We start from the raw sequence: 22,949 nt of genomic DNA, 5'->3' as shown, positions 1-22,949 counted from the left end.
CGCGTCACAGCAGCTCATCCCACGCCGAGTGAAAGTACCTGGGGTGAGCGCCGCGTAGCTTGTGCCAGTGCTGCTTTCGGTTCTCCGCCGCCGTGGTGCCGATCTGGCCGGTGGGACCACCTCCGGCCGCCGCCCACGCCAGGTGCATCAGCGGGAGCACCGCCGAACCACGCCGGGCCTTGCCCAGCTCCGCCCCGGCGCCGGTGACGACTCTCGACAGCCCCACCGAATAGGCGTACTTGATGGGTTCGTAGATCGCCGCGTTGAAGTACACGAACGGGTCCGGCGCCTCATCATCGAGACGCCCGAAATCCGTCACGTACAGCCGGTCATGCCAGCGGCACATGACCCCGGTCCCGACGAGACGACCCCGCACGCGGCACAGCAGGGCCATCGACGAGGCGTCTCCCAGCGCGGACGAGTACGCCGAGAGGCGTCGCGTGACCGTGTCCACGCTGTACGCCATCCCGTACTTGGCCCGCACGTTCACGATCATCGGCGCGATGGTGGTGATGGCCTCACGGAGAGGTACGGTCTCGGTCGCGCAGTCCTTGGCGAAGAGCCCCACCTCCCTGCGGGCGCTGGTGCGTGTGTTCCGTGGCAGCGTCGCCAGATAATCCTCGAAGTCCCCGCCGGGGAGCTCCATTTCGGTCTGTGCGACGCTCGCCAATCGGTGCTGATCTCCGTCGCCGACGAGCGGAGCGAGGTCTCTCCACGCGGCGGCGTCGAGGAACAAGAAGAAGGTGTACGGGAGCCCGCGCTCGACCGCGACGGCGCGGGCGGCATCCCGAAGTGCGTGCAGGACCACTGTCCTGGTCGAAGTCGGCAGAGTGCGGTCCACGATGAGCCGCGTACTGAATCCCGCGCAGGACCCGGCCAGCAATCCCAGCCGGCCATCGAGCGAATCCGCGGTGTGCAGCAGGTCCTGGAAGTGGAGCTCCGGCCAGTACAGGTAGTCACCACGACTGGGGAGCGAGTCATAGAGGGGAAGGGCCCCGAGGATGCGAGGGTGCCCAGATTGTCGGGCGATCAGGTAGGTGACAGGTCCGTCACCGGATTGCTCGAGAGCCGTCAGCCACGCACGACTCTGGAACATGTCTCGCGGGTCAGCGACGTCATTCCACACACACCCGGCAACGTCGTCCAACGAGGGGACGCGCTCGACCGTCACGAGCCCGGCCGCCTCTGGCGACATTTCCGGAATTTCCTGATGCTTCATCGAAACCCGGCAGTCATGCGCTCACCTGGCCCCGTGATGGAGCCATTCGCGCAAGTCTGGCTCCGCGAACTCGGCTATCCGACGGTCGTAGTGTGCTCGATCCTCATCGGTGAGGAACTGCTGCCATTGGCCCGACTTACCACTGCGGAAAAAGCGTTTGTGATCACGGATGTAGCCCAGCTGCTCATCGGGTGCGAGCTCATCCGCGCGATTGCGCATCTGCTGGAACGTGGCGGCCTCGACCAGCTCCGGCCACTTGCTCTCGTCGATCTCGATGTCGAGCCGTTCGGCGAGCCGTCGCATCTGGCCGGCGAGGTCGGCGGAAAGGTCGGCATAGTGCAGCAGAATGACGTTCGGCTCCGCGCGGCGAACCCATGCGCGACTCTGTGTCCAGATCAGCGCACGCAGCGAGTCGAGATTGTCGTACGGCGAGTCGTCGTTGTCGACCCAACGTAATAAGTACTCCCGTTCGTCGAGGAAGTCCCTCTCGTCATGATCGTCGAGCTGGACTTCAGCCGCCGCGTTGCCGGGGTGGGCGGCCTGGTGGATCAGCCGACGAATCACGTCACGCTTGAGATTCTTGCCGTGGCTACGCAGCGAGATGGCGACATCGCGCGGGTCTCGCCCCACCGTGATGTAGGTGACCTGCGGGTCGATCGGGATGCCGTCGAGCGGAATGTGGGTTTTGATGAAACGGCGGTGTTGCTGCGCGGCGAGGTTGTCCCAAACCTCCTGTTTCGGACGTACGAGCATGTCGATCCACGGTGAGAGGCTCGACAGTGGCGCGGGTAGCTGGGACGTCTGGAAAATCAGGAGCGCGCAGATCGTCTGGGTCCAGGTGGTGCCGCATTTCGCCGGCGAATTAATGACAATATCGCCGGGCCGGAATTCGAACGCGTCCCACCGGGAGCTGTCTTCCATCGGTGTGAGGTAACGGGCTGGATGCGTCGTCATCAACGTGAGTTTAATCACATGATGGGAGTTAAGGAAGGTATGTGATTGTCTGTGTTCGTTCAGTGATAAGAATGCGCAAATTGGTGATATTTCCGATCTGACTGGAGGGGAATTCCAGGCTGTAAGACATATGCCATTTATCTGGCGGCTTATCCACTGCGCAGGGAGTAAGCGGTCACATCCTTGGGCAGGTCGGCGACGCGTGACAGCGCGCCGGTGGTGATGTTCCAACCGAGCAGCCTGTTCCCGCTCTCGACCATCACCGTGTCCTGGCCGATCCAGCCGCGCACGGGGCAGCCGCCCTTCCCGCACCTCCTGCCAGAAGAATCACCCCAGGGCAGAAGCAGCGTCCTGACCACCCGTCCCGTGGCGATGTCGGCCACGACGACCACGTCGGCTTCCTTCGCCTGGTCGTGGTGGGCGAACGCGGACCTGGCGACGAGACCGTCGCGCTGCCATCCGTGGTTGCCCAGGTTGCCCACGGGCATGCCGCCGTTGCTGGTGATGTGCTGGAGGTTCAGCGCCACCTCTGACCCGCTCTCCTGGATGACCGTCCAGCCGCCTTGGTCGGGCGAGACGATCCTGAGGTCGCGGTAGCCGGCGACACCCGTGAACCCCTTGTACGGCTGCCGCCGCGCCTTCCCCGTGGCCAGGTCGAGCAGGTAGTCCGCCTTCTCCTGCTCGACGAGGAGCTGCTCGCCCCGCCAGAGCACCACCTCGTTGAACCCCGGCACCGGGTAACGCCTAGCCTGACCGATCACGAGGTCGACGACCACCACCTCGTCCTTCTGCGGGAAGGCGGCCATCGTCCCGTCGGGGGCGAGCGAGTTGGGCTTCAGCGGCGTCCCGCCGTTGCCGGCCGAGTCCACGGAGTCGCCCAGCTTCACATCGAGAGGGAGGCGCCCGCCGGATTTCATCATGTAGATCCGCCCGTCGCCGAACTCGGCCAGCGCCAGGACAGGTCCGGAAACCGCGGTCACGACGGGGATGCCGGCCCACCTCTCCGGCAGCGCGGTCGCCAGCGTGGGCAGCCCCGCCTCACCGCTGGGCGGCGGCGCCGTGTCCATGGCGGGAGTCGCCGGGACCGTGGGTGTGGGCGTGAGGCTGGGATACACGGTGACGCCGCGCTCGACCGGCTCAGGGGACACGACGATCCCCACCACGACGAGCACGGTGACCGTCGCGGCCGTCGCGGCCGCCGCGGCCACCGTCCACCGGCGGCGGCGGGTACGGCTCCGCGTGCCCTGCCGCCACAGCTCGCCCGCGCGGGACGGCCCCTCGGGCAGAGTCTCGGCCAGATCATTGAAGAGCTCCCGCAGCCCCTGGTCCGTCATATCAACACCTCTTCCAGCTCGGGAGCGACCTCGCGCAACCGCTTCAGGGCCGCGTGCGTCTGGCTCTTCACCGTCCCGGACGAGACCCGGAGGATCGCGGCGACCTCCCCGACGGGCAGGTCCTCGTAGAAGCGCAGCACCAGCACCGCCCGCTGCTTCACCGGCAGCCTGGCCAGCGCGCGGGCGAACACCACCTTCAGGTCCGAAGCTCCCGAGGGATCATGATCCGCCTGGTCGGGCGGCTCCCCGTAGGCGAATTCCCGCCGCCTCCGCCACGTGGACGCCACGTCCCTGTACAGGGTGGTACGCACGTAATTGACGGGGTCGGTATGCACGTTCGACCAGCGGCGCGCCAGTTTGATCAGGGCATCCTGAAGTACGTCCTCGGCCAGATGCCTGTCACCGCTGATGAGGATGGCGGCACGCAGCAGCCGCGGGTGCCAGGCGGCGACGAAGGCCTCGAACGCCTCGGAATCCGTCATATAGACAAGACGCCCGGCAGGGGGTGAACGGTTGGGGTCTCCGCGAAATCGCCGTTACGCCCGAGGGGGCCCGCTCTGAGGAGCGGGCCCCCTATGGACGTCGGAGTGGGCCTTATGGACGTCGGGCCGGATGCCAGCGGTTGGCGGAGTGTGCCCGTACGGTCGACGTCGGACCGGACGTCAGCGGTTGGGGGAAGGGCCCGTACGGTCGACGTCGGAGCGGACGTCAGCGGTTGGGGGACAGGCCCAGCTGGAGACCCTTCAGGCTGCTGGAGCGCTTGCTCAGCCCGGCGGCGATCGTGCGCAGCTCGGCAGCGGCCGGAGAGTCGGGGTCCGTCAGGACCAGCGGCTTGCCCTCGTCCCCGCCTTCGCGAAGGCGCAGGTCGATGGGAACCTGGCCCAGGAGGGGCACCCGGGTGCCCAGCGTCCGGGTCAGGGCGTCGGCCACCGTCTGGCCGCCACCCTCGCCGAAGACCGAGATGCGCTCGTCGCAGTGCGGGCACGGCAGCCAGGCCATGTTCTCGATGACGCCGGCGATCTGCTGGTGCGTCTGCGCGGCGATCGAGCCCGCCCGCTCGGCCACCTCGGCGGCGGCCATCTGCGGGGTGGTGACGACGAGCAACTCGGCCGACGGCAGCCGCTGCGCCACCGAGATGGCGATGTCGCCGGTGCCGGGCGGCAGGTCGAGCAGCAGGACGTCGAGGTCCCCCCAGTAGACGTCGGCGAGGAATTGGTGGAGCGCGCGGTCGAGCATCGGCCCGCGCCAGACCACCGCGCTGTTGCCCTCGGGCTTGAACATGCCCACCGAGATGACCTTGATGTCATGCGCCACCGGCGGCATGATCATGTCTTCGACCTTGGTGGGGCGTTCTGAGGCGCCGAGCATGCGCGGGACGCTGTGCCCGTAGATGTCGGCGTCGACGATGCCTACCTTGAGCCCGCCGGCGGCCATGGAGGCGGCCAGGTTGACGGTGACGGACGACTTGCCGACCCCGCCCTTGCCGCTGGCCACCGCGAAGACGCGGGTCAGCGAGCCCGGCTGGTTGAAGGGGATCTCCTTCTCGGGGCCCCGGTCGCCGCGCAACGTGGTCTGGAGCTTCTTGCGCTGCTCGGTGCTCATCACGTCGAGCTCGATCTCGACGCCCGTGACACCCTCGAGTTTGGTCACCGAAGTGGCGACGTCGCGGCGGATCGTGTCCTTCATCGGACATCCGGCCACGGTGAGGTAGACACCCACGCGAACGACACCGTCGGCACCGATGTCGATGCTCTTGACCATTCCGAGATCGGTGATCGGGCGACGGATCTCGGGGTCGATGACGGTGGCTAGAGCGGCCGTCACCAGTTCCTGTGTTGGTGCCATCTAAGTCTCGGCACGAGGGAGTGCCGTCCCTCCTTAGTCGTATATGTGTGACCTGGCGCTGCACGCCGGTGAGGATGCCCCTCCATCGTATGAACCAGGGACCCCGTGCGGATAATCCGTGCTGTTTAGGTGTCCGTGCAACGTTCTAAGGTTACTCCGTGACTCTTCTGCGCGACGAGGGCCTCACCACCGACCGCACCGCCGGCTCCACCGGTCTCACCGGTCTCACCGGTCTCACCGCCGAGGAGCTGGCGGTCTGGCGGATGCTGCAGCGGGCTCAGGTGCACATCACCCGCCATCTGGAGGCCGAGCTGCTCGTGGCCCACGGCCTGCCGCTGGCCTCCTACGACGTGCTGACGCAGCTGGCCGAGGCGCCGGACCGGCGACTGCGGATGAACGACCTGGCCGGCCGGGTGCTGCTCTCCCGCAGCGGCCTGACCAGGCTCATCGACCGGCTCCAGCGTGACGGCCTGGTGGCGCGCGAGGCATGCGCGAGCGACGCGCGGGGGCTGTTCGCGGTGCTGACGGACCGCGGCGCGGCCCGGCTGGCCGAGGCCACCCCCACCTACCTACGCGGAATCAGATCCGAGTTCCTCGACCTCCTGGGACCCGGCGAGATCCGCCTGGTCCGCGAGATGCTCGCCAAACTGCCCATCACCGCCGCTCTTTAAGCGCCGCCGCGCTCACTGCCGCTCCTTGAGTTGAGCTCCTCCGCCAGCCGCTGCAGCTCGGAGCGGAGATAGTCCCGGGTGGCCACCTCGCTGATCGCCAGCCGGAGCCCGGCGATCTCGCGGGTCAGATATTCGACGTCGGCCTGGTTGCGATCGGCCGCCGCCCGGTCCTGCTCGTACTGGACGCGGTCCCTGTCGTCCTGCCGGTTCTGGGCCAGCAGGATCAGCGGCGCGGCGTACGAGGCCTGCAGGGACAGGATGAGCGTGAGGAAGATGAACGGATAGGGGTCGAACTGCAGGCCGGCGGGCGCGAGGATGTTCCAGGCCACCCAGATCGCGACAAACGCCGTCATGTAGACGAGGAACCTGGCCGTACCGAGGAAGCGGGCGATCTGCTCCGACAGGCGGCCGAACGCCTCGGGGTCGTAGTGCGGGCGCAGCGAGCGGCGCAGCGCGCGTGGCTGGTCGAGGCGTTCAGTCGTCACGGTGTGCCCTCTCGCGCCAGTCCTTGGGAAGCATGTGGTCGAGTACGTCGTCGACCGTCACCGCGCCGACGAGCCTGCCCAGCTCGTTCACGACCGGCGCCGCCAGCAGGTTGTAGTTCGCCAGGTAGGAGGCGACCTCGTGCACGGTCAGCTCCGGCCTGATCGGGTCCACCGAAGGGTCGATGACCGAGCCGAGCAGTGTGGACGGCGGTTCACGCAGCAGCCGCTGGAAGTGGGCCATCCCCAGGTAGGCGCCCGTCGGCGTCTCGGTGGGCGGCCTGGTCACGTAGACCTGCGCCGCGACGGCGGGCGTCAGATCCTTCTGCCGCATGTGGGCCAGCGCCTCGGCGACCGAGGCGGTGGGCGGCAGGATCACCGGCTCGCTGGTCATCATGCCGCCCGCGGTGTCGTCGGCGTAGGTGAGCAGCCGCCGTACGGGCGCCGCCTCCTGGGGCTCCATCAGCGCGAGCAACTGGGTGGCCTGCTCGCTGGGCAGATCGTGCAGCAGGTCGGCGGCGTCGTCGGGGTCCATCGCCTCCAGTACGTCGGCCGCCCGCTCCACCTCCAGTGACCGCAGGATGGCGATCTGGTCGTTGGGCGGCAGCTCCTGCAAGGTGTCGGCGAGCCGGTCGTCGTCGAGGGCGCGGGCGATCTCGATCTTGCGCTTGTCCGGCAGGTCGTGCAGGGCACTGGCCAGGTCGGCGGCCCGCATCGACTCGAAGGCGGCGATCAGCCCGGCGGCCCCCTGGTCCTTCTGCAGGACGCCGAACCCCGACACCTCGCTCCAGTCGACGATCCTCGTCTCGCGCCGGCGCCTGCCCCGGTAGACGGCCACCTTGGTGATCTGCCAGAACGACGGCTTGGTCTCCTCCATCGCCACGTCGTAGACGGTGACCGGCTCGCCGTCGAGCCGCACGGTGAGGTCGAGCATCTGGGCGATGACCAGCGTCTCGGTGTCGCGCTGCTCGAACCTGCGCATGTTCAGCCGGCCCGTGAAGACCACCGCGCCCGCTTCGATGCCGCGCACCCTGGTAAAAGGCAGGAAGACCCGGCGCCGCGGCTGGATCTCGACCACCATGCCATGCACGCTCGGCGGATTGCCGTCGTGCGGCCCGACCACGACGTCTCTGATGCGGCCGATCTGATCGCCCGCGGGGTCGAAGACCGGGGTTCCCGCCAGGCGGGCCACGAAGATCTTCACGTCAGCAGGCTAACAGTGCCCCTCCATTGCGCTCCGGACGCCTGACGTGTCAGTATCAAACGTATATTACGGTGATTACGAAGTTGGGGTTGATCGTGAAGTACCCAGGGCTCGCGCTGGCTTTCGTGTCCTCGTGCTGTTTCGCGTTCTCGGGCCCGATGGCCAAGTACCTGATCGCCGCCGGACTGGCCCCGATCGAGGCGGTCTGGACGCGCATGGCGGGTGCGGGCGTGCTCATGGTGGTCGTATTGGCCCTGGTCAAGCCGCGCGCCCTGCGGATCCCGCGGTCGCGGCTGCCGTTCTTCGCCATGTACGCGATCGTGGCGGTGGCGGCGGTTCAGTCGCTGTACTTCGTGGCCATCACGCGGTTGCCGGTGGGGATCGCGTTGCTGCTGGAGTTCATGGCGCCGGTGATGGTGGTGCTCTGGGTACGTTTCGTCCGCCGGGTACGGCTGGCCCGCGCGGCCTTCGTCGGCGCCATAACCGCCGTGGCCGGTCTCGCGATCGTCGTGGAGGCCTGGCAGGGCCTGCGACTCGACGCTCTGGGCCTGCTCCTCGGCCTGCTCGCCGGAGCCTGCTGCGCGGGCTACTTCCTGATGAGCGACAGCTTCGGCGACGACGTCGACCCTCTCGGCCTGATCGGCTGGGGCCTGATCGGGTCGGCCGTGATCCTGGTGCCCTTCGCCCGCCCGTGGAACATCCCGTGGGACGCCTTCACCCGTACCGTCACCCCGTCGGCGGGCGCGCACACGCTGCCGGTGCTCGGGGCGTACCTGTGGATGGTCCTGATCGCCACGGTCGCCGCGTACATCCTGGGCGTGAACGCGGTCCGCCGACTGACGGCGGCGGTGGGCGCCACGGTGGCCTCACTAGAGGTGATCGGCGGCGCGGTGGTGGCGTGGGCGCTGGTGGGGGAGACGCTGGGCGTGTTCCAGATCGTGGGCGGCCTGATCGTCCTCACGGGCGCCCTCCTCGCCCAGACCGCCACCGAACAACGACCGGAACCCGTCACAAAGCCCAGCCCGGACGACCTCGAGCAGCCGGTCGGCGTGGTGTGAGTTCTGGCCCTGCTTCTGGCCCGGGTGGGCACGCCGGTCAGCGCCGTGTGAGCTTCAGTACGGTCGACTCGCGCGCCCAGCGGTCGGTCAGGTGCTCGCTGTCGGGAGCGTTGAGCCGCTCCTTGGCCAGCGCGGCGACGGCCTCGGGCTCCGCCGCCTGATCCACCACCCGCACCTCGGCCTCGAAGTCGGCCAGCCTGGCGCCATTGTCCTTGCTACGCAGGATGACCTGGACGGTGTCGAGCCCCTCGATACCCGGCAACTGCTGCTCGCCGCCGCCCGTGACGAGGTAGATGGCACCCTCGTGCCAGGCATGCCAGGCCAGACGCGGGCGGTCGAGGGTGAGCCAGAGGACGCCGGACTTCTTCGCGCCCTCTTCGATGGCCGCGGATATGTCGCTCACGCCTCGACTGTACCGGGGCAGTACGCGCTTCGGCGGCGCCGATCAAGGCATGACACATCCGCAGCCGCACCAGTGCCTTGGCGCCTTCGCCCAGCTGATCGCCAGAGATGCCGCACCTCTTCAGCATCGCCCGCAGGTCGCACCTCCACGCTGACGCGCGGCCCGTACTTCGGCTGTCGAGAGCCGTCGCACCCCTCATTGCGCAGGTCCGCGGCCACGGCCTTACGCGCTGAGGGCGGCGGTCAGGTCGAGTTCGACGAGTTGGCCGGTGAAGCCGAGCTGGGCAACCCCCAGCAAGGTGCTCGCGGTGGTGAAAGCGGCGGCGAGGGGTGAGTCGAGCAGGCGCTGCCATACTCCCCCGAGCACGGCGGTGTCCTGGCTCACCACCACGTAGATGACCGAGCGGACCACCTGCTCCGGGCGGGCGTTCACGGCCGCGAGCGCGGTCAGGGCGTTGGTGGCGACCTGGTCCACCTGGGCGTTCAGATCTCCGTCGCCGACCAGGGCGCCGGTCACATCCAGCGGACACTGTCCGGCCAGGAACGCCGTCCGCCCGGCCTCGACCACGGTGATGTGGCTGTAGCCGGGAGTCTTGTGCAGTGCGTCGGGGTTCAGGCGGGTGATCGTCATGCGGAGATTGTGGCGGCTCTGAGGTCAGCGGGTCATCTGGTTTGTGTCAGTGCCTCTCGAAGGTCCTGAAGGGTACTTCCACCTCATAGCCGACCGGGGTGGGATGCCGGTGGCGCGAGCCGTCACCTCGCTCAGGGAGCCCACGGACCCTCCGGCAGAACGCCCACGCACCCAGCGGCAGACCGCCCACCGATCTTCCGGCAGACCGCCCACACAACCGCATTCAACTGCGGTAACGTGCGTCGTGTGATGGATCCGTCCTTGTTCCCGCGACGCGCCGAGGCAATGGCACTCGAAGCGCTGTCGGACACGCGAGTCGTCGTCGTGAACGGCGCTCGCCAAGTGGGCAAGAGCACGCTGGCGAGCTTGATCGCCGCCCGGGCGGACAATGCCCGCCAGCTCTACCTGGACGATCCAGCGATCCTGGCCGCGGCCGAGGAGGATCCCGTCGCCTTCGTCCAGCACGACGGACTTCTGATGATCGATGAGATCCAGCGCACCCCGCAGCTACTCCTGCCGATCAAGCACGAGGTCGATCGGCATCCACGTCCGGGCCGCTTTCTTCTCACCGCTTCCGCGCGTCTACTGGGCCTACGTGATCTCCCGGACGCTCCGCCCGGGAGGACGGAGACCATCGAGTTGTGGCCACTGTCCCAGGGAGAGATCGACAGCGCTCCGGACGGATTCGTGGACCATGTCTTCACTCATGGCGCCGATGTCGCCATGAACCCTTCCCCACTCCGTAAGTCTGACTACGTGGACCGGGCACTGCGCGGCGGCTACCCGGAGGCGGTTCGGAGGGATCCCGGACGCAGGCGCAACAGGTTCTTCGATTCCTACATAACCGACCTGGTCACCCGTGATGTGCGCCAGATCTCCGACATCGAACGTCCAGCGGAGATGCGCAGGCTGCTCAGCGTCATCGGGGCTCGGATGGGCGGGTTGGCCGTGATCCAGTCGATCGCCGGCGACGTAGGGCTTCCCAGGGTGACGCTCTCGCGCTATCTGGATCTCCTGGAATTGATCTTCGTCATCAAGCGCATACCGGCCTGGTCGTCGAATCTCACCACCCGCGCCATCTCCACCCCCAAACTGATCGTCACAGACAGCGGGCTGGGCGGTCGGCTCATCGGCATGTCGCCTGAGCGCGCCAGAGATATCACGGCGCCCATCGGCCCGCTGCTTGAGAATTTCGCGATCGGCGAGGTAGCCCGTCAGCTCACCTGGGCCGACGAATCCGTCCAGCTGTTCCACTACCGGAACCGCGATCAAGTCGAGGTGGACATGGTCCTGGAGCACGCTTCCGGCGAAGTGATCGGCCTGGAGGTCAAAGCCGCAGAAACCGTGCGTGGTGATGACTTCCGAGGACTGCGCCACTTGGCCGACCGGCTTGGCGCACGGTTTCGGGCGGGATTCGTCCTGTATACCGGCGAACAGAGCTTGTCGTTCGGTGAGAGGCTGAGAGCTTTGCCCATGTCATCGCTGTGGATGCTCGGCACCACGACCCAATCGTGAATGCTCAACTTCCGGTTTACCGGGCGCAGAACCCCCAGCTGGCATGAATGAACTCCAGCTTGTGGTGCCTGACCCTCCCACAGCGCCCTGCGGAGGCGGGTTCCCGCTGAGTAGTGGCGTCGTCGAGTAGGGCGGGGTCCTCAGGTTGTCCGGTCGGTCGCCGCTGTTGAGTTGCGGGAAGCTCGCCGAGTTACCGCATGCGGCGGGCAGCCTCGCCGGCCGGAGGCCCGTGTCGAGCGGGCCCACCCGCGCTGAGAGCTCGAGCCTCCTCGGCGCGGTGCGTGCGGGAGGGTGCGACCGGTCAAGGGTGCTGCCGTTGACGGCTCCGCGTGAGGCGTTGTTGGATTCAATCGCTCATGATGTTGAATAATATCGCTCACGATGTTGGATTGAATCCCTCATGATGTTGGATTTTATTGGACAATGAAGCATGCTCTACGCCACTCCGCAGCTAGATGACCAGGAGCTGAGCGTCCTGGCCGAGGTCGAGGCCCTCAGAGGGCGCCTCCGCACTCAGCTCCATGAGCCGCGCCGCTGGGTCGGCTCGTTGCGCCGTCAGAGCTTCGCTCGGGCCGTGCAGGGTTCCAACTCGATCGAGGGTTTCGACGCCAAGCTCGACGACGCGGCGGCCATCGCTGACGGGGCCGAGCCGATCGACGCGGCAGGTGAGACGAGAGAGGCGATCAGGGGCTACAGCGAGGCGATGACGTATGTCCTGCAGGTCGCTCGGGAGAAGGACTTTGCCTACAGCCCTCAACTGATCAAAGTCCTGCACTTCATGATGACTTCGTACAATCTCGACAACCGGCCCGGGAACTGGCGCGCAGGAGATATCTATGTCCGCGACGACGCCAGTGGGGCGATCGTGTACGAGGGGCCACCTGTCGACGAGGTGCCCACGCTCATGGACGAGTTCACGGCACGACTCGAAGCGGAGAACGGCTGCGCCCCCACGGGCCGCGAGGAACCCCCGCTTGTGCGTGCCGCCATGGCGCACCTGAACCTGGTGATGATCCACCCGTTTCGGGATGGCAACGGTCGGATGGCGCGCTGCCTCCAATCGCTGATCATTGCGCGTGAAGGTGTACTCAGTCCGATCTTCATGAACATCGAGGAATATCTCGGTCGTAACACTCCCGCCTACTACAAGGTGCTAGGCGCGGTTGGACAAGGTCGTTACAGGCCTGATGGCGATGCTCGGCCATGGCTGAGGTTCGCGCTCACCGCGCACCTGCGGCAAGCGCGCACCGTGCTCGTGCGCGTGCGCGAATCGGCCAGGTTGTGGGTCGAACTGGAAAGACTCACTAAAGCGGAGGCGTTGCCCGAGCGCGCACTCACCGCGCTGTTCGACGCGGCCCTCGGGCAACGCATACGCAATTCCACTTACCGGGCGTGGCTCAAGCGTGGAGGCGATGAGGAGATCTCTCTTGCTACTGCCAGCCGCGATCTCAGCCATCTTGCGTCCATCGGCCTGCTGGAACCTCAGGGAGTCAACAGGGGGCGCTATTACGTCGCGGGTGCGACGTTGCGCGCGGTGCGTCAGATGATCGTCGCCGAACGCGATCCGCGTGACGATTCCGATCCATTCGCCGGAGAAGCCTGAGGTCAAGATGGTGTCGGCCGCACGCCACACCCCTCTCCTGCCGGGTGTTCAGGCGCCCGTAGCCTCTTCGGAGCGGGGTATGCGGTGGGTGCGATGGGTCAAGGGCGCTACCGCTGACAGCCTCGCGTGAGGCGTTGTTGGATTAAATCGCTCATGATGTTGAATAACATCGCTCACGATGTTGGATTGCATTGAACAATGAAGCATGCTCAACGCCGCTTCTCCCGGTCACAGGAGCCCTCGAAGTAGGTGGTCGAGGGTTCGGAGGGTGCGCGGGCGGAGCCCGCGCCAATAGGGCGTCCGAGCGGAGCGAGGTCCTGCAGGGGTCGGGCCTCGGCCCGACTGGAAGCAACGCCTGCCCCCGAAGCGCGAAGCGCCCACCCGCGAAGTCCTTTGTTGAGGGGCGGGCATCAGACGGTCAAGCCGGTAAGCGGGTAGCGGGTGGGGGCGTGGTGGGTGGGGGTGCGAACCAGGCGGCGGCGAGGGGGCTAGCGTGTGCGCATGCGCTCACGTCGATCTGTTCTCGCCGTCCCCGGTAGTAACCCGAGGTTTCTGGAGAAGGCCCAGACTCTGCCGGTCGATGAGGTGTTCCTCGATCTGGAGGATTCTGTCGCGCCCCTGGTCAAGGATGAGGCTCGCAAGAACGTCGTGACCGCGTTGCGGGAGGGTGACTGGACGGGGAAGACGCGGGTCGTACGCGTGAATGATCTGTCGACGCAGTGGACCTATCGTGACGTGATCGAGGTGGTGGAGGGTGCGGGGGACAGACTCGACTGCCTGATTCTGCCCAAGGTGCAGGACTCGACCGAGGTCGTCTGGCTCGACACGTTGCTCACCCAGATCGAGAAGACGATGGGGCTGGGGGTCGGGCGGATCGGGATCGAGGCGCAGATCGAGAACGCGCGCGGGCTGGTCAATGTGGACGCCATCGCGGGGGCGTCCAGGCGGTTGGAGGCGCTGGTGTTCGGGCCGGCCGACTTCATGGCGTCGGTGAACATGCGCACGATGGTCGTGGGGGAGCAGCCGCCGGGTTACACCGAGGGCGATGCGTACCACTACATCCTGATGCGTCTGCTGATGGCCGCGCGGATGCACGATCTGCAGGTGGTCGACGGGCCGTACCTGCAGATCCGGGACGTCGAGGGGTTCAAGCGGGTGGCCGGGCGGGCCGCGGCGCTCGGGTTCGACGGGAAGTGGGTGCTCCATCCGGCGCAGGTGGAGGCGGCCAATGAGGTGTTCTCGCCGACGCAGCAGGACTACGACCACGCCGAGCTCATCCTCGAGGCGTACGACTACTACACGACCGTGGAGAAGCGCGGCGCGGTCATGCTGGGGGACGAGATGATCGACGAGGCCTCGCGCAAGATGGCGCTCGTCGTGGCGGCCAAGGGACGGGCTGCCGGGCTGAGCCGTACGAAGACGTTCAGCCCGGAGAGCTAAGACCGTCCTGGCCTTCAAGCCGTCCTGGGCTTCAAGCCGTCCTGGGCTTCAAGTCATCAGACCTTGAAGCCGATCGTGGTGAAGAACCAGAACGATGACGTGAGCCAGAGCCCGACCAGCGCGGTGAACGCGAGCCCGCCGATCACGGGCAGCGTCCAGCCGGGCGTGCCCCGCTTCGGCAGGGCCAGCATCTTGGCCGTGAACAACCCGTAGAAGAAGCAGCCGAGCAGCGAGTGCGCGAGCACCCTGGGCACGTCGTACTGCAGCCCCAGGGCGTACAGGCAGTGGAAGGCGACGGGGATGGTCAGCAGGAAGGCCAGCCGGCCCGACCAGCGGTGTACGGCCGGCGGAATGGAGACCCCGAGCTTGCCCCACATCGACATGGCGGAGACGACCTGGACGGCGGCGAGCACGAGCGCGCCCGTCGTCAGCCACGCCTTCATCGGCAGCGCCGCAGAGAAGCCGGCGGGACCGACCGCGAAGCCGGTGGGGGCGTGGGTGCGTCCGAAGACGCCGAGGGCGATCGCCACCAGCCAGCCGATCAGCAGCGGGACTAAGAGGGGGGTGATGCTGGTCGGCCGGTGCGCGCTGACGCTCATTGCATCTCCTGAATGAAGCCGTCGACGTCCTTCGGGTAGAGGGTGGTGTCGTCGTCGAGCGGTACCGGCTCGGTCGGCTGGTAGGCGTTCAGCTGCGGGATCTGCAGCTGCTTCTCGTCCGCGAACGCGGCGCCGACCTGCGTGAAGCCGCCTTGCGGGCGCTTCAGTACGATCCAGCCGGCTCGTAGCTTGGCGCCCCTTACCTGGGCGGTCGCCCGGTAGAGGCCGGAGGGCTTGACGACGGTGTTCGCGGCGAAGGTCCACTTCTTGCCGCCGATCTTCAGCCAGCCGGTGGCCTTGCCACCGCCGAGCGTGCCGCCGACGGCCGCGGCGCCGAAGCCCCGCAGGGTGATCTTTCCGTCCTTCTCGTTGCCCTTGAACCAGGCCTCGGACTTGCCGTCACAGAAGTAGCCGATGGTCTTGCCGTCGCGTGTGGAGATGGCGATCAAGCCGCCGTTGCCCCGTACGTAGCCTCCGTAGTCCGCTTTGTCGATGGTCTTCGGGGCGGCTTCGGCGGTTTCGGTAGGTTCGGGGGTAACGATGGCGGCGGTGGCGGCAGGTTCCGCCGAAGGTTCAGCCGCGGCGGTGGTCTCGGTCGCGGAGGGTTCGTTGGAGGTGGCGGCAGCCGTTGTGTTCGCCGCCGGTGTCGCGGTGATGCTGGCGACACCCAGCCCGACGGCGAGCGCGGCGCCCGCTGTCAGGGTGATGACAGGTCCCAGCCTTGACATGAACTGCTCCCAGGGTCGAAATGCTTACTCCACCGAGCATCCGCTCAAACTAACGGATCGTCTGTGAACTAATGCTCATCTCCCAGACAGAATGTAGAGATGCAGGAAAATCCTGGACCCCAGCTTCCGTACGGGACACAGCCGCCGGGCCGGCCGGCCTACCCATACCAGCCGCCGCCCGCACCCGCGCGGGAGCCGTGGTTCCGGCCGATGCCCAGGGGCGCGCGGTACGACTACCTGGCCCGAGTGGGTGATCGCGGTGCCTGGCGGGAGATCGTCGGGACGATCCTGGTGGGCGTCGCGTTCTTCGTCATCGGGGCGGTGGTCATCGGCGTCGGCGTGGTGCTGGCGACGATTTTCGGCATTCCGTCGTCGCTGACGGCCGGGGAGCTGTTCGGCGATCCGGTGTTCTCGCTGGTAGTGCTGCTGCTCTCGATCGCGGCCGTGCTCCCGGCGGTGTTCGGTACGGTCGCGCTCATCCAGCGGCGCCGCCCCGGGTCGCTCTCCTCGGTGGCCGGGCGGCTGCGGTGGGCGTGGCTGCTGCGCTGCCTCGGAGTGGCGGTCATAGCCCTGGTGCTCGGGCAGGTCGCCCAGGTCGTCACGATGACGGTGACCAGGGAGCCGGTCACGGACCTGTTCGGCTGGGCCGGGTGGAGCGCGTTCCTTCCCCCGCTGATCGTGATCGTGCTGCTCGTGCCGTTCCAGGCCGCCACCGAGGAGTACATCTTCCGCGGCTGGGTCATGCAGGCGTTCGGAGCCCATCTGCGGAGCCCGGTATGGGGGATCGTGTTGGGTTCGGCGCTGTTCGCGTCCCTGCACGGGTACTCGTGGATCGGGCTCATCGACGTCTTCAGCTTCGGTGCCCTCATGGCATGGCTGGCGGTACGGACCGGAGGGCTGGAGGCGCCGATCGCCCTGCATGTGATGAACAACGTTCTGGCGTTCGGGATGAGCGCGGCCGCCGGGCATCTGGAGAAGGCGCTGGAGCAGGGGGACGTGCCCTGGCAGGCGTTGGTGGGGACCGTGGTGCAGTTGGGGACGTACGCGGTTGGGGTGCTCTACCTGGCTAAAAAACGGTCAGTTGGCGATGTTTCGGGATAAATAGCTAGCTGGTGCCAGGAATCTCGCTAGAGAGGTCTCGCCATTCGGGCTCAGGCGTGTTGCTCTGGATCCAGTGGGTGGGCGAGGATTCCGGAGGTGATCATCTCGGCGAGACAGGGTAACTAGCCCTCATGTGCGATATTCCACGCCGCAGTGACACGAAAAACGAAATAAGCGCATAAACGTGGGCAGGCTGCCCGGAGCGATCCGGCATACCTCTCTCTACCGGGTCGTTCGCTCAGTTCGATCAGTACGTACTAGGAGGTGCGACGCGTGGCCTCCGGCCCCAGCGACCCGCCACGGCGACCGCCGGGTGATGACGACCCGCGGCCCGAGGGAGCCGCCGACCCCCATGCCGCCGACGAGCCCCGGATCCGGCACTCCCCGCCGGGCCCCACCGATGATCGGGCTCGTGGCCTGCCTGTGGCCTCACCGTGGGGTATGCCGCCGTTCTCCTCCCCGGTCCCTGAGGACGAGCCTCCGGACCCGCCCAAGGGGCGCCGGCCGTACAGCTCCCCGACCGCGGAACCCGAGACGGAGCCGCGCCGCCGCCGGGTCGTGAACCATCCCGACAAGCTCGTGGCCGGCAGGCCATCCCGGGCTGAGGCCGAGCCCCAGGCCGAGCATGAGCCCCCTGAGGTCACACCCCGATCCTGGTTCGAGACAGAGGACCAGCCGCGGGACGAGGATCAGCCCCAGCACGAGCCCCAGTACGAGGCCCCGTACAGCACGCCGGACGACCCGGAAGACGACCCCGAGGACCTCGACGAGCCCGAGGTGCGGCGCGTCGGCCGCCCGCCCGCCGGCCGCCCCACCAGACCGGACCGCCTCGTCGCGTCGGGCCCGCCGCGTCCCGGCGGCTCCAGCGGCAGGCACCACCGCGGCCCCGCCCCGTCGGCGGTCCGCCGGTCGAGTCCGGTACGGCGGCGCAGCCTGGCCGCGCCGATGGCCATCACCCTGGCGCTGGTGCTGCTCGTGGCCGGAGGCGTGCTCGTGTGGCAGTGGCGCTCCTCCGACAAGCCCGGCCTGGCGCTGTCCGAGGGCACGGAACGCTCGGGCGACGAGCTGTTCACCGTGCCGTCGGCCGGTGACGGCTCCGATCAGAAGCTCAACGACATGACCTCGGTGGGCCGTGCCGTGGTGGCCGTCGGCAGCGACACGACGAGCCCGACGCCGCGGCCGCTGTTCCTGTTCTCGCCGGACAGCGGGAAGACGTGGCAGCTCGGCCAGGTCAACGGGTCGAGCACGCCGACGGTCCAGCGGGTCGTGGGCGGCGACGGGCGCTGGCTGGCCAGCGGTGGCGACGGAGTGGGCGCCGAGCGCGGCCTGTGGACGAGCAGCGACGGTTTCACCTGGGCGGCCGTGGAGCAGAGTGGTCTGTCCGCGTTCAGGAACGGTGACCTGATCTCCGGTATCGCCAGGACGTCGTCGGGGTTCGTGGCGGTCGGCCGTACGACACTCAACGGCGGCGCAACGGGACCCGCGGCCTGGCAGTCGCCGGACGGGCGCGCATGGAAGCGCGTGGACACGGGCGGGCTGAACGTACGCGAGCTCAAGGCGGTCGTGGCCAAGGGGAACACCGTCGTGGCCATCGCCGAGTCCGCTCCGGGCGACGGCTCGAGGGTCATCAGGTCGAGCGACGGCGGCGCCACCTACCAGGCCACCGGGTTCCAGTTGCCCGAGGCGCGGACCGGGTCGTCGCTGGCCGTACTGCCCAAGCAGTTCGTCCTCGTCCCCACCAGGCAGCGGACGATCACCGGCGACGTGCGCGTCTACTGCTCGCCGACCGGCGCGCAGTGGGCGCAGTGCGGCTCGATCCGCGGCCTCAGCGGTACGAGCCCCGGCATCGACTCGCTGATCAGCTACCCGTCGGGGATCGCCGCGGTCAGCCAGGCGGACCTCGGCAAGTACTCCATCCTGACCAGCGCCGACGGGCGCGGCTGGGCCAAGCGGACCGACCTCGGCAACCTGCCGGGCGCCACGCTGCGCGGCTTCACGATCTCCGACTCGGGCACCCTGTTCGCGGGCGGCGACCAGGCCACGGCGGACGTCGAGAACCAGCTCGTCCTCATGACCGCGCCCCCGCGCGGCGACGCGACGCGCGTACGGCTCGCCGGCGTCGACGGCCTGTCGCGGATCGCCCGCCAGACCAACCGCCTGGCCGGTTTCGACGGCCGGTACGTCGCGGTCGGCTCGGCCTCCGGCGACGCCGGCATCTGGACCAGCCTGAACTGGCAGTCCTGGACCTCCATGAGCCTCGGCGGGACGAACCAGCAGACCCTCGACGACGTCGCCCACGGTCGCCGCGGCTGGCTGGCCGTCGGCAGCACCCAGGCGGACACGTCGGTCACCGACCCGCTCCTGGTGTCCTCCGAGGACGGCCGCACCTGGAAGAAGGTGACGGCCTCCGGTGACCTGGCCCGTACCCAGGACCATCCGTACCTGGCCCTCCACGTCGTGGCCGCCGGTGAGTCGGGCTACGTGCTCGCCGGCGAGGACCGCAACGCGGCGGGCATTCCGGGCGCCGCGCTCTGGTTCACGCCTGACCTGCGCAAGTTCACCCGGTCGAAGAAGCTGCCGCAGGGAGGCTCTGGTGTGCGCGTGTACGACGTGGCCGCCACACCATCCGGATATGTCGCCATAGGCGGCTCGGGCAGCGGCGACCGGGAGAGCGCCGTGGTCTGGTTCTCGGAGGACGGCGTCAACTGGAAGTCCCGCGACCGCGTCTCGCCACCGGAGGCCGGCTCCGCCGGACTGCGGGAAGTGGTGGCGTACCAGGACAAGCTCATCGCCATCGGAACAGCCCAAACCCCCGGCTCGCGCCGCGCCTTCGCCGCGGTCTCGGAAGACGACGGTACGACCTGGCGTACGGCCTGGCTGCCGGCCGACCAGGCGGCGGCCGTGTACGACCTCGCGGCGGCCGACCAGGGGCTGGTGGCGGTCGGCTGGCACGGGACACCGGGGGAGGGGGACAGCGCGGTCTGGCTGTCTGAGGATGGTTTGTCGTGGAACCGGGTGGACCTGACGAAGGGACGACTGGCGGGGGCGGGGATGCAGTGGCTGGCGGCGGTGACGGTGATGGGATCGGAGGTGGTGGCATTGGGCCGTTCGACGACCTACAACGCCGACCACATGATCCTTTGGACGTCGTCCCTTTCGTCTGACCGCTGAAGCCCAAAGGGCCTCCGCTAAGCTCCGGACGTTCTTCTGAGGGCGCCTCCGGCGCACAACGGGCTTCGCCATGGGCGGTCCGCGCGGGGGCGCTCAGGCGCTCCTCCCAGCCGGGCCAAAGCCCCGGCCCCTGAAGGACCTCGCTCCGCTCGGACGCCTTCCCAGCGCGGGCTCCGCCCGCGCCCGCTTTCGCCAGGCAACAGCCACATCTGCGAAAAAAATCTCCTGCCCCAGGAAACCGGGTCTTGTCGTGCCCCGAGAAGCCCCATGAACGCCCCTTACGAAGGCGTTGCCGAGCGACGACCGCCTGCCTGGAGGAGAGGAGCGCGTCGGTCCCCGCGGGGTCTCCATGCCGCCCTGTAGCCCTTTTCAGCCGCTGCTCGACGATCGTGAAAATGGCCGCTGACGTGGGCAAATGCGGCCTATGACGGCTAAAATTCAAGGACCCGATCGCGTGGGCGGCCGGGGTCTGAGGAGGCTGTGAGTGAACCGGGATATCCGTACGGTAGAAGACGTCCTGTCCATGTTGGACCGCCTTTTCGCCGCGGATGCCGACCGATGGACGCCGAACGCCTCCTCCTGGTGGGACGAGTTCTACTCCGACCGCTCCACACCGATCCCCTTCTTCGTCGACAAGCCGGACGAGAGCCTCGTGTCCTACCTCGATCGCGGCCTGCTCACCCCGGGACGCGCCCTGGACCTGGGCTGTGGACCAGGGCGCAACGCGGTTCACCTCGCCTCGCTCGGGTTCGAGGTGGACGCCGTCGACCTTTCCCCCGCCGCCGTTACCTGGGGTCAGGAGCGGGCCCGTGAGGCGGGCGTCGAGGTCCGCTTCCACTGCGGCGACATCTTCTCCGTCGACCTGCCGCCCGGGCACTATGACCTGGTCTATGACTCCGGCTGCCTCCACCACCTGCCGCCGCATCGCCGGGTGAGTTATCTGAGCCTGCTGGAGCGTCTGCTCGCCCCCGGCGGTCATCTTGGCCTCACCTGTTTCGCCGCCGGTGTCATGGGTTCCGAGCTGCCGGACGAGGAGTTCTATCGCCAGGGTCGCCTGCACGGAGGGCTGGCCTACACGCCTGAGGCGCTGCGCTGGATCTTCTCGGACTACACCGAGATCGAGTTGCGGCTCATGGAGGAGCAGGTGCCCGAGGCACCCGTCTTCGGTGTTCCCTTCCTGCTGGCTGCTCTGTTCCGGCGGCGGGCAGGTAACTGAGCTCGTCCACGGTTAGTACGTATTGGGCAGTGATCGCGCTACGTGCGCGGCGATGATCCGTGCGCACTCCATGGCCTCGGTCTTGGTCGTGTCGACCGCCACGTCGTACTTCACGCCTTGATGGACCACATCCGCCTGTGACGCGGCCATGCCGGTGATCCGATCGCCACGTGCGATCTCTCGGCCTGCGGCAATCGCGCTCTCACACCTGACACCGACCCACAGGACTCGCAGTCCGTCGAGAGCCTTCCGCCACCTTTGCTGAGAGGCCGCCCCACCGAGGAAGACCTCGTCAACGATGACTCGGGCACCCGCACGAGCCATCGCCGCGACTCCCTCGATCCACGCGGCCTCCAGCAGGCGGAACTCAGGGCCCACCAGCACGGTGCCGTCCGGCGCGAACTCGATTCCCGCGTCCGAGGTCCGCATGGACGCGGGCATGGCCTCTATCAACGTGTCCACCCCGACGGCCAGCCAAGGGTCCGGCAGGGTCGCTTGCAGGCACCGGACAATGCCCGACTTTCCTGAGCTGGAGCCGCCGTTGAGCACGATCACCTCGGTCATCACCGCACCACCCTAGAACTCAGCGCCAGGCACCGCTTTACGGCCAGCCGGCGCCGGGGACCTCGACCTCGGTGGAGAGGACTTGGCCGGTTCCGGGTGGCACCATTTCGGGCATGCCGCGCCACTCCGCGGCCACGATGAAGAGCGTCGAGCGGTTCTCGCCGCCGAGTTCGCAGGCGAAGGCGCCGCGGTCGAGCTGGATGGTCCGCACCTTCTCTCCGCCTTCGCGGACGCGTACGCACTGCCGGTTGGGCACGTCGGCGTACCAGACGGCGTGCTCGGCGTCGACGCAGATCCCGTCGGGGACGCTGTCACCGAGGTCGGCCCACACCCGGCCGTTCGCGAGGCTGCCGTCGGGTCCGATGTCGTACCCCATGAGCCTTTTGCCGTACGAGTCGGCGACGATCAGTGTTGAGTTGTCCGGCGTCACGGCCAGACCATTGGGGAACGAGATGCCGTCGGCCACGTCACGTGCCAAGCCGTCGGGACCGACATGTGTGACCGCCCCGGGAGCGAACTGTGCACCGCTGAGCATGTCGAAGCCCGCGCGGTCGACGTAGATGTTGCCGCGGCCGTCGATGACGATGTCGTTCCAGCCCTGCCCGATGCCGCTCAGGTCGGCATGGGTCACCAGCGAACCGTCGGGTTCCATGCGCAGCAGCAGGGCCCGCGCCGAGTCGACGATCACCAGCCGCCCGTCAGGCTGCCAGGCCGTGCAGAGGGGTATCGACTCCACCCGGGCCACGACCTCGTGCTTGCCGTCGAGGTCCAGCGCGATGACCTCGTGCGCGGTCCAGTCGGAGAAGTACAGGCGGCCGTCGTACCAACGTGGCGACTCGAGCAGTCCGAGGCCGGTGATCCAGGTACGCAGTTCAGACATCGAAGCCTCCCTTCGCGACGTCTTCGAGAGTGACGTCTATGAGGACGAGGAGCACATATGGCGAGCGAAAGTTCATCACGACCTCCATGTGTCAGGGACGTCGAGGCCGAGCGACCCGGTTCGACATCGTCAGCGGACGAACTCTGGCGCAACAACGATTTGCCCGACCCGTCGACCCGTCGATAGCATCGCGCCAGCGCGAGGGACGCGTGATCGCCGTGTGACGAGGGAGGTTGATGAATATGGCTGCCAGCAGCCCTCATCAGCATGCCCTTGTCCGGCCCGCGCGAAGCTAGCGCGGTCCGGGTCGTACGAAAACGACCAGGAGACTC

General features: G+C 67.7%; 21 protein-coding genes. 8 read left to right on the top strand and 13 right to left on the bottom strand.

The features are described from left to right. Window positions 1–4: 4 nt before the first annotated feature. The 5 genes from AB0B61_RS44675 to AB0B61_RS44655 all read right to left on the bottom strand — a co-directional run bounded on the left by AB0B61_RS44675 (window position 5) and on the right by AB0B61_RS44655 (window position 5,352). Window positions 5–1,195: a peptidogalycan biosysnthesis protein gene (locus tag AB0B61_RS44675; protein WP_358446060.1), complete on the bottom strand. Its 1,191-nt coding sequence runs from the start codon at window positions 1,193–1,195 to the stop codon at window positions 5–7. Window positions 1,196–1,240: 45 nt separating this feature from the next. Beyond that, on the bottom strand, window positions 1,241–2,173 hold the full coding sequence (locus AB0B61_RS44670) for a sulfotransferase domain-containing protein (protein ID WP_358446057.1): 933 nt from the start codon (window positions 2,171–2,173) through the stop codon (window positions 1,241–1,243). A 149-nt stretch (window positions 2,174–2,322) separates the two neighbouring features. Further along, window positions 2,323–3,507, bottom strand: a complete 1,185-nt coding sequence (locus AB0B61_RS44665) for a hypothetical protein (protein ID WP_358446054.1) — start codon at window positions 3,505–3,507, stop codon at window positions 2,323–2,325. Beyond that, entirely contained in the window at window positions 3,504–3,989 is a 486-nt protein-coding gene (locus AB0B61_RS44660; RefSeq protein ID WP_358446051.1) for a SigE family RNA polymerase sigma factor, read from the bottom strand. Before AB0B61_RS44660 ends, AB0B61_RS44665 begins: the two co-directional genes overlap by 4 nt. Window positions 3,990–4,215: 226 nt before the next feature. Further along, complete coding sequence (locus tag AB0B61_RS44655) at window positions 4,216–5,352, bottom strand: Mrp/NBP35 family ATP-binding protein (protein WP_358446048.1); 1,137 nt, start codon at window positions 5,350–5,352, stop codon at window positions 4,216–4,218. A 158-nt stretch (window positions 5,353–5,510) separates the two neighbouring features. Here AB0B61_RS44655 and AB0B61_RS44650 point away from each other — a divergent pair, with 158 nt between their 5' ends. Beyond that, the gene (locus AB0B61_RS44650) at window positions 5,511–6,023 is read left to right on the top strand and encodes a MarR family transcriptional regulator (RefSeq protein ID WP_358446045.1); all 513 of its coding nucleotides are present in this window, start codon (window positions 5,511–5,513) and stop codon (window positions 6,021–6,023) included. Here the strand turns inward: AB0B61_RS44650 and AB0B61_RS44645 are convergent. Both AB0B61_RS44645 and AB0B61_RS44640 read right to left on the bottom strand, forming a co-directional pair. After that, entirely contained in the window at window positions 6,020–6,508 is a 489-nt protein-coding gene (locus AB0B61_RS44645; protein WP_358446043.1) for a DUF1003 domain-containing protein, read from the bottom strand. The genes AB0B61_RS44650 and AB0B61_RS44645 overlap by 4 nt on opposite strands. Beyond that, the gene (locus AB0B61_RS44640; RefSeq protein ID WP_358446040.1) at window positions 6,498–7,709 is read right to left on the bottom strand and encodes a CBS domain-containing protein; all 1,212 of its coding nucleotides are present in this window, start codon (window positions 7,707–7,709) and stop codon (window positions 6,498–6,500) included. Before AB0B61_RS44640 ends, AB0B61_RS44645 begins: the two co-directional genes overlap by 11 nt. Before the next feature lie 95 nt (window positions 7,710–7,804). Between AB0B61_RS44640 and AB0B61_RS44635 the strand changes: the two genes are divergently transcribed. Continuing rightward, a complete protein-coding gene (locus tag AB0B61_RS44635) occupies window positions 7,805–8,767 on the top strand; it encodes an EamA family transporter (protein WP_358446037.1) in 963 nt (320 codons plus the stop codon). Window positions 8,768–8,804: 37 nt separating this feature from the next. Here AB0B61_RS44635 and AB0B61_RS44630 read toward each other — a convergent pair whose 3' ends face one another. Both AB0B61_RS44630 and AB0B61_RS44625 read right to left on the bottom strand, forming a co-directional pair. After that, window positions 8,805–9,170: a hypothetical protein gene (locus tag AB0B61_RS44630; RefSeq protein ID WP_358446035.1), complete on the bottom strand. Its 366-nt coding sequence runs from the start codon at window positions 9,168–9,170 to the stop codon at window positions 8,805–8,807. A 222-nt stretch (window positions 9,171–9,392) separates the two neighbouring features. Further along, window positions 9,393–9,800, bottom strand: coding sequence for a Rid family hydrolase (locus tag AB0B61_RS44625; protein ID WP_358446033.1), 408 nt, complete (start codon window positions 9,798–9,800; stop codon window positions 9,393–9,395). Window positions 9,801–10,049: 249 nt separating this feature from the next. On the opposite strand from AB0B61_RS44625, the gene AB0B61_RS44620 reads away from it, so the two are divergent. The 3 genes from AB0B61_RS44620 (at window position 10,050) to AB0B61_RS44610 (ending at window position 14,358) form a co-directional block, all read left to right on the top strand. After that, complete coding sequence (locus AB0B61_RS44620; protein WP_358446226.1) at window positions 10,050–11,315, top strand: ATP-binding protein; 1,266 nt, start codon at window positions 10,050–10,052, stop codon at window positions 11,313–11,315. 430 nt (window positions 11,316–11,745) lie between these two features. After that, complete coding sequence (locus AB0B61_RS44615; RefSeq protein WP_358446030.1) at window positions 11,746–12,918, top strand: Fic family protein; 1,173 nt, start codon at window positions 11,746–11,748, stop codon at window positions 12,916–12,918. Window positions 12,919–13,419: 501 nt separating this feature from the next. Beyond that, window positions 13,420–14,358, top strand: a complete 939-nt coding sequence (locus AB0B61_RS44610; protein ID WP_358446027.1) for a CoA ester lyase — start codon at window positions 13,420–13,422, stop codon at window positions 14,356–14,358. A gap of 56 nt (window positions 14,359–14,414) precedes the next feature. Here AB0B61_RS44610 and AB0B61_RS44605 read toward each other — a convergent pair whose 3' ends face one another. Next, window positions 14,415–14,957 carry a DUF6529 family protein gene (locus AB0B61_RS44605; RefSeq protein WP_358446024.1) on the bottom strand — a complete coding sequence of 181 codons (543 nt, stop codon included), beginning with the start codon at window positions 14,955–14,957 and terminating at the stop codon, window positions 14,415–14,417. Beyond that, entirely contained in the window at window positions 14,954–15,685 is a 732-nt protein-coding gene (locus AB0B61_RS44600) for a hypothetical protein (RefSeq protein WP_358446021.1), read from the bottom strand. The genes AB0B61_RS44605 and AB0B61_RS44600 overlap by 4 nt, the downstream gene beginning before the upstream one ends. A gap of 99 nt (window positions 15,686–15,784) precedes the next feature. On the opposite strand from AB0B61_RS44600, the gene AB0B61_RS44595 reads away from it, so the two are divergent. The 3 genes from AB0B61_RS44595 (at window position 15,785) to AB0B61_RS44585 (ending at window position 21,173) form a co-directional block, all read left to right on the top strand. Continuing rightward, the gene (locus tag AB0B61_RS44595) at window positions 15,785–16,786 is read left to right on the top strand and encodes a CPBP family intramembrane glutamic endopeptidase (protein WP_358446019.1); all 1,002 of its coding nucleotides are present in this window, start codon (window positions 15,785–15,787) and stop codon (window positions 16,784–16,786) included. A gap of 273 nt (window positions 16,787–17,059) precedes the next feature. Then, window positions 17,060–19,957, top strand: coding sequence for a hypothetical protein (locus tag AB0B61_RS44590; protein WP_358446016.1), 2,898 nt, complete (start codon window positions 17,060–17,062; stop codon window positions 19,955–19,957). 484 nt (window positions 19,958–20,441) lie between these two features. After that, window positions 20,442–21,173: a class I SAM-dependent methyltransferase gene (locus AB0B61_RS44585; RefSeq protein ID WP_358446013.1), complete on the top strand. Its 732-nt coding sequence runs from the start codon at window positions 20,442–20,444 to the stop codon at window positions 21,171–21,173. A gap of 12 nt (window positions 21,174–21,185) precedes the next feature. On the opposite strand, the gene cpt is transcribed toward AB0B61_RS44585, so the two are convergent. Beyond that, a complete protein-coding gene (gene cpt / locus AB0B61_RS44580; protein ID WP_358446011.1) occupies window positions 21,186–21,737 on the bottom strand; it encodes a chloramphenicol phosphotransferase CPT in 552 nt (183 codons plus the stop codon). A gap of 37 nt (window positions 21,738–21,774) precedes the next feature. Further along, window positions 21,775–22,617 (bottom strand): SMP-30/gluconolactonase/LRE family protein, encoded by an 843-nt coding sequence (locus AB0B61_RS44575; RefSeq protein ID WP_358446008.1) that lies wholly within the window; start codon window positions 22,615–22,617, stop codon window positions 21,775–21,777. Between the last annotated feature and the right edge of the window lie 332 nt (window positions 22,618–22,949).

This window comes from Nonomuraea sp. NPDC049158, from assembly GCF_040648335.1.
GTDB lineage: Bacteria > Actinomycetota > Actinomycetes > Streptosporangiales > Streptosporangiaceae > Nonomuraea.
This window is presented reverse-complemented; position numbering and strand designations above follow the sequence as displayed.

Excerpts from the sequence above, each read along its gene's own strand:
- AB0B61_RS44620 (WP_358446226.1), top strand. The coding sequence starts at position 10,050 with ATGGATCCGTCCTTGTTCCCGCGACGCGCCGAGGCAATGGCACTCGAA.
- AB0B61_RS44605 (WP_358446024.1), bottom strand. The coding sequence starts at position 14,957 with ATGAGCGTCAGCGCGCACCGGCCGACCAGCATCACCCCCCTCTTAGTC.
- AB0B61_RS44575 (WP_358446008.1), bottom strand. The coding sequence starts at position 22,617 with ATGTCTGAACTGCGTACCTGGATCACCGGCCTCGGACTGCTCGAGTCG.
- AB0B61_RS44615 (WP_358446030.1), top strand. The coding sequence starts at position 11,746 with ATGCTCTACGCCACTCCGCAGCTAGATGACCAGGAGCTGAGCGTCCTG.
- AB0B61_RS44610 (WP_358446027.1), top strand. The coding sequence starts at position 13,420 with ATGCGCTCACGTCGATCTGTTCTCGCCGTCCCCGGTAGTAACCCGAGG.
- AB0B61_RS44660 (WP_358446051.1), bottom strand. The coding sequence starts at position 3,989 with ATGACGGATTCCGAGGCGTTCGAGGCCTTCGTCGCCGCCTGGCACCCG.
- AB0B61_RS44625 (WP_358446033.1), bottom strand. The coding sequence starts at position 9,800 with ATGACGATCACCCGCCTGAACCCCGACGCACTGCACAAGACTCCCGGC.
- AB0B61_RS44595 (WP_358446019.1), top strand. The coding sequence starts at position 15,785 with ATGCAGGAAAATCCTGGACCCCAGCTTCCGTACGGGACACAGCCGCCG.
- AB0B61_RS44655 (WP_358446048.1), bottom strand. The coding sequence starts at position 5,352 with ATGGCACCAACACAGGAACTGGTGACGGCCGCTCTAGCCACCGTCATC.
- AB0B61_RS44600 (WP_358446021.1), bottom strand. The coding sequence starts at position 15,685 with ATGTCAAGGCTGGGACCTGTCATCACCCTGACAGCGGGCGCCGCGCTC.
- AB0B61_RS44675 (WP_358446060.1), bottom strand. The coding sequence starts at position 1,195 with ATGTCGCCAGAGGCGGCCGGGCTCGTGACGGTCGAGCGCGTCCCCTCG.
- AB0B61_RS44665 (WP_358446054.1), bottom strand. The coding sequence starts at position 3,507 with ATGACGGACCAGGGGCTGCGGGAGCTCTTCAATGATCTGGCCGAGACT.
- AB0B61_RS44670 (WP_358446057.1), bottom strand. The coding sequence starts at position 2,173 with ATGACGACGCATCCAGCCCGTTACCTCACACCGATGGAAGACAGCTCC.
- cpt (WP_358446011.1), bottom strand. The coding sequence starts at position 21,737 with ATGACCGAGGTGATCGTGCTCAACGGCGGCTCCAGCTCAGGAAAGTCG.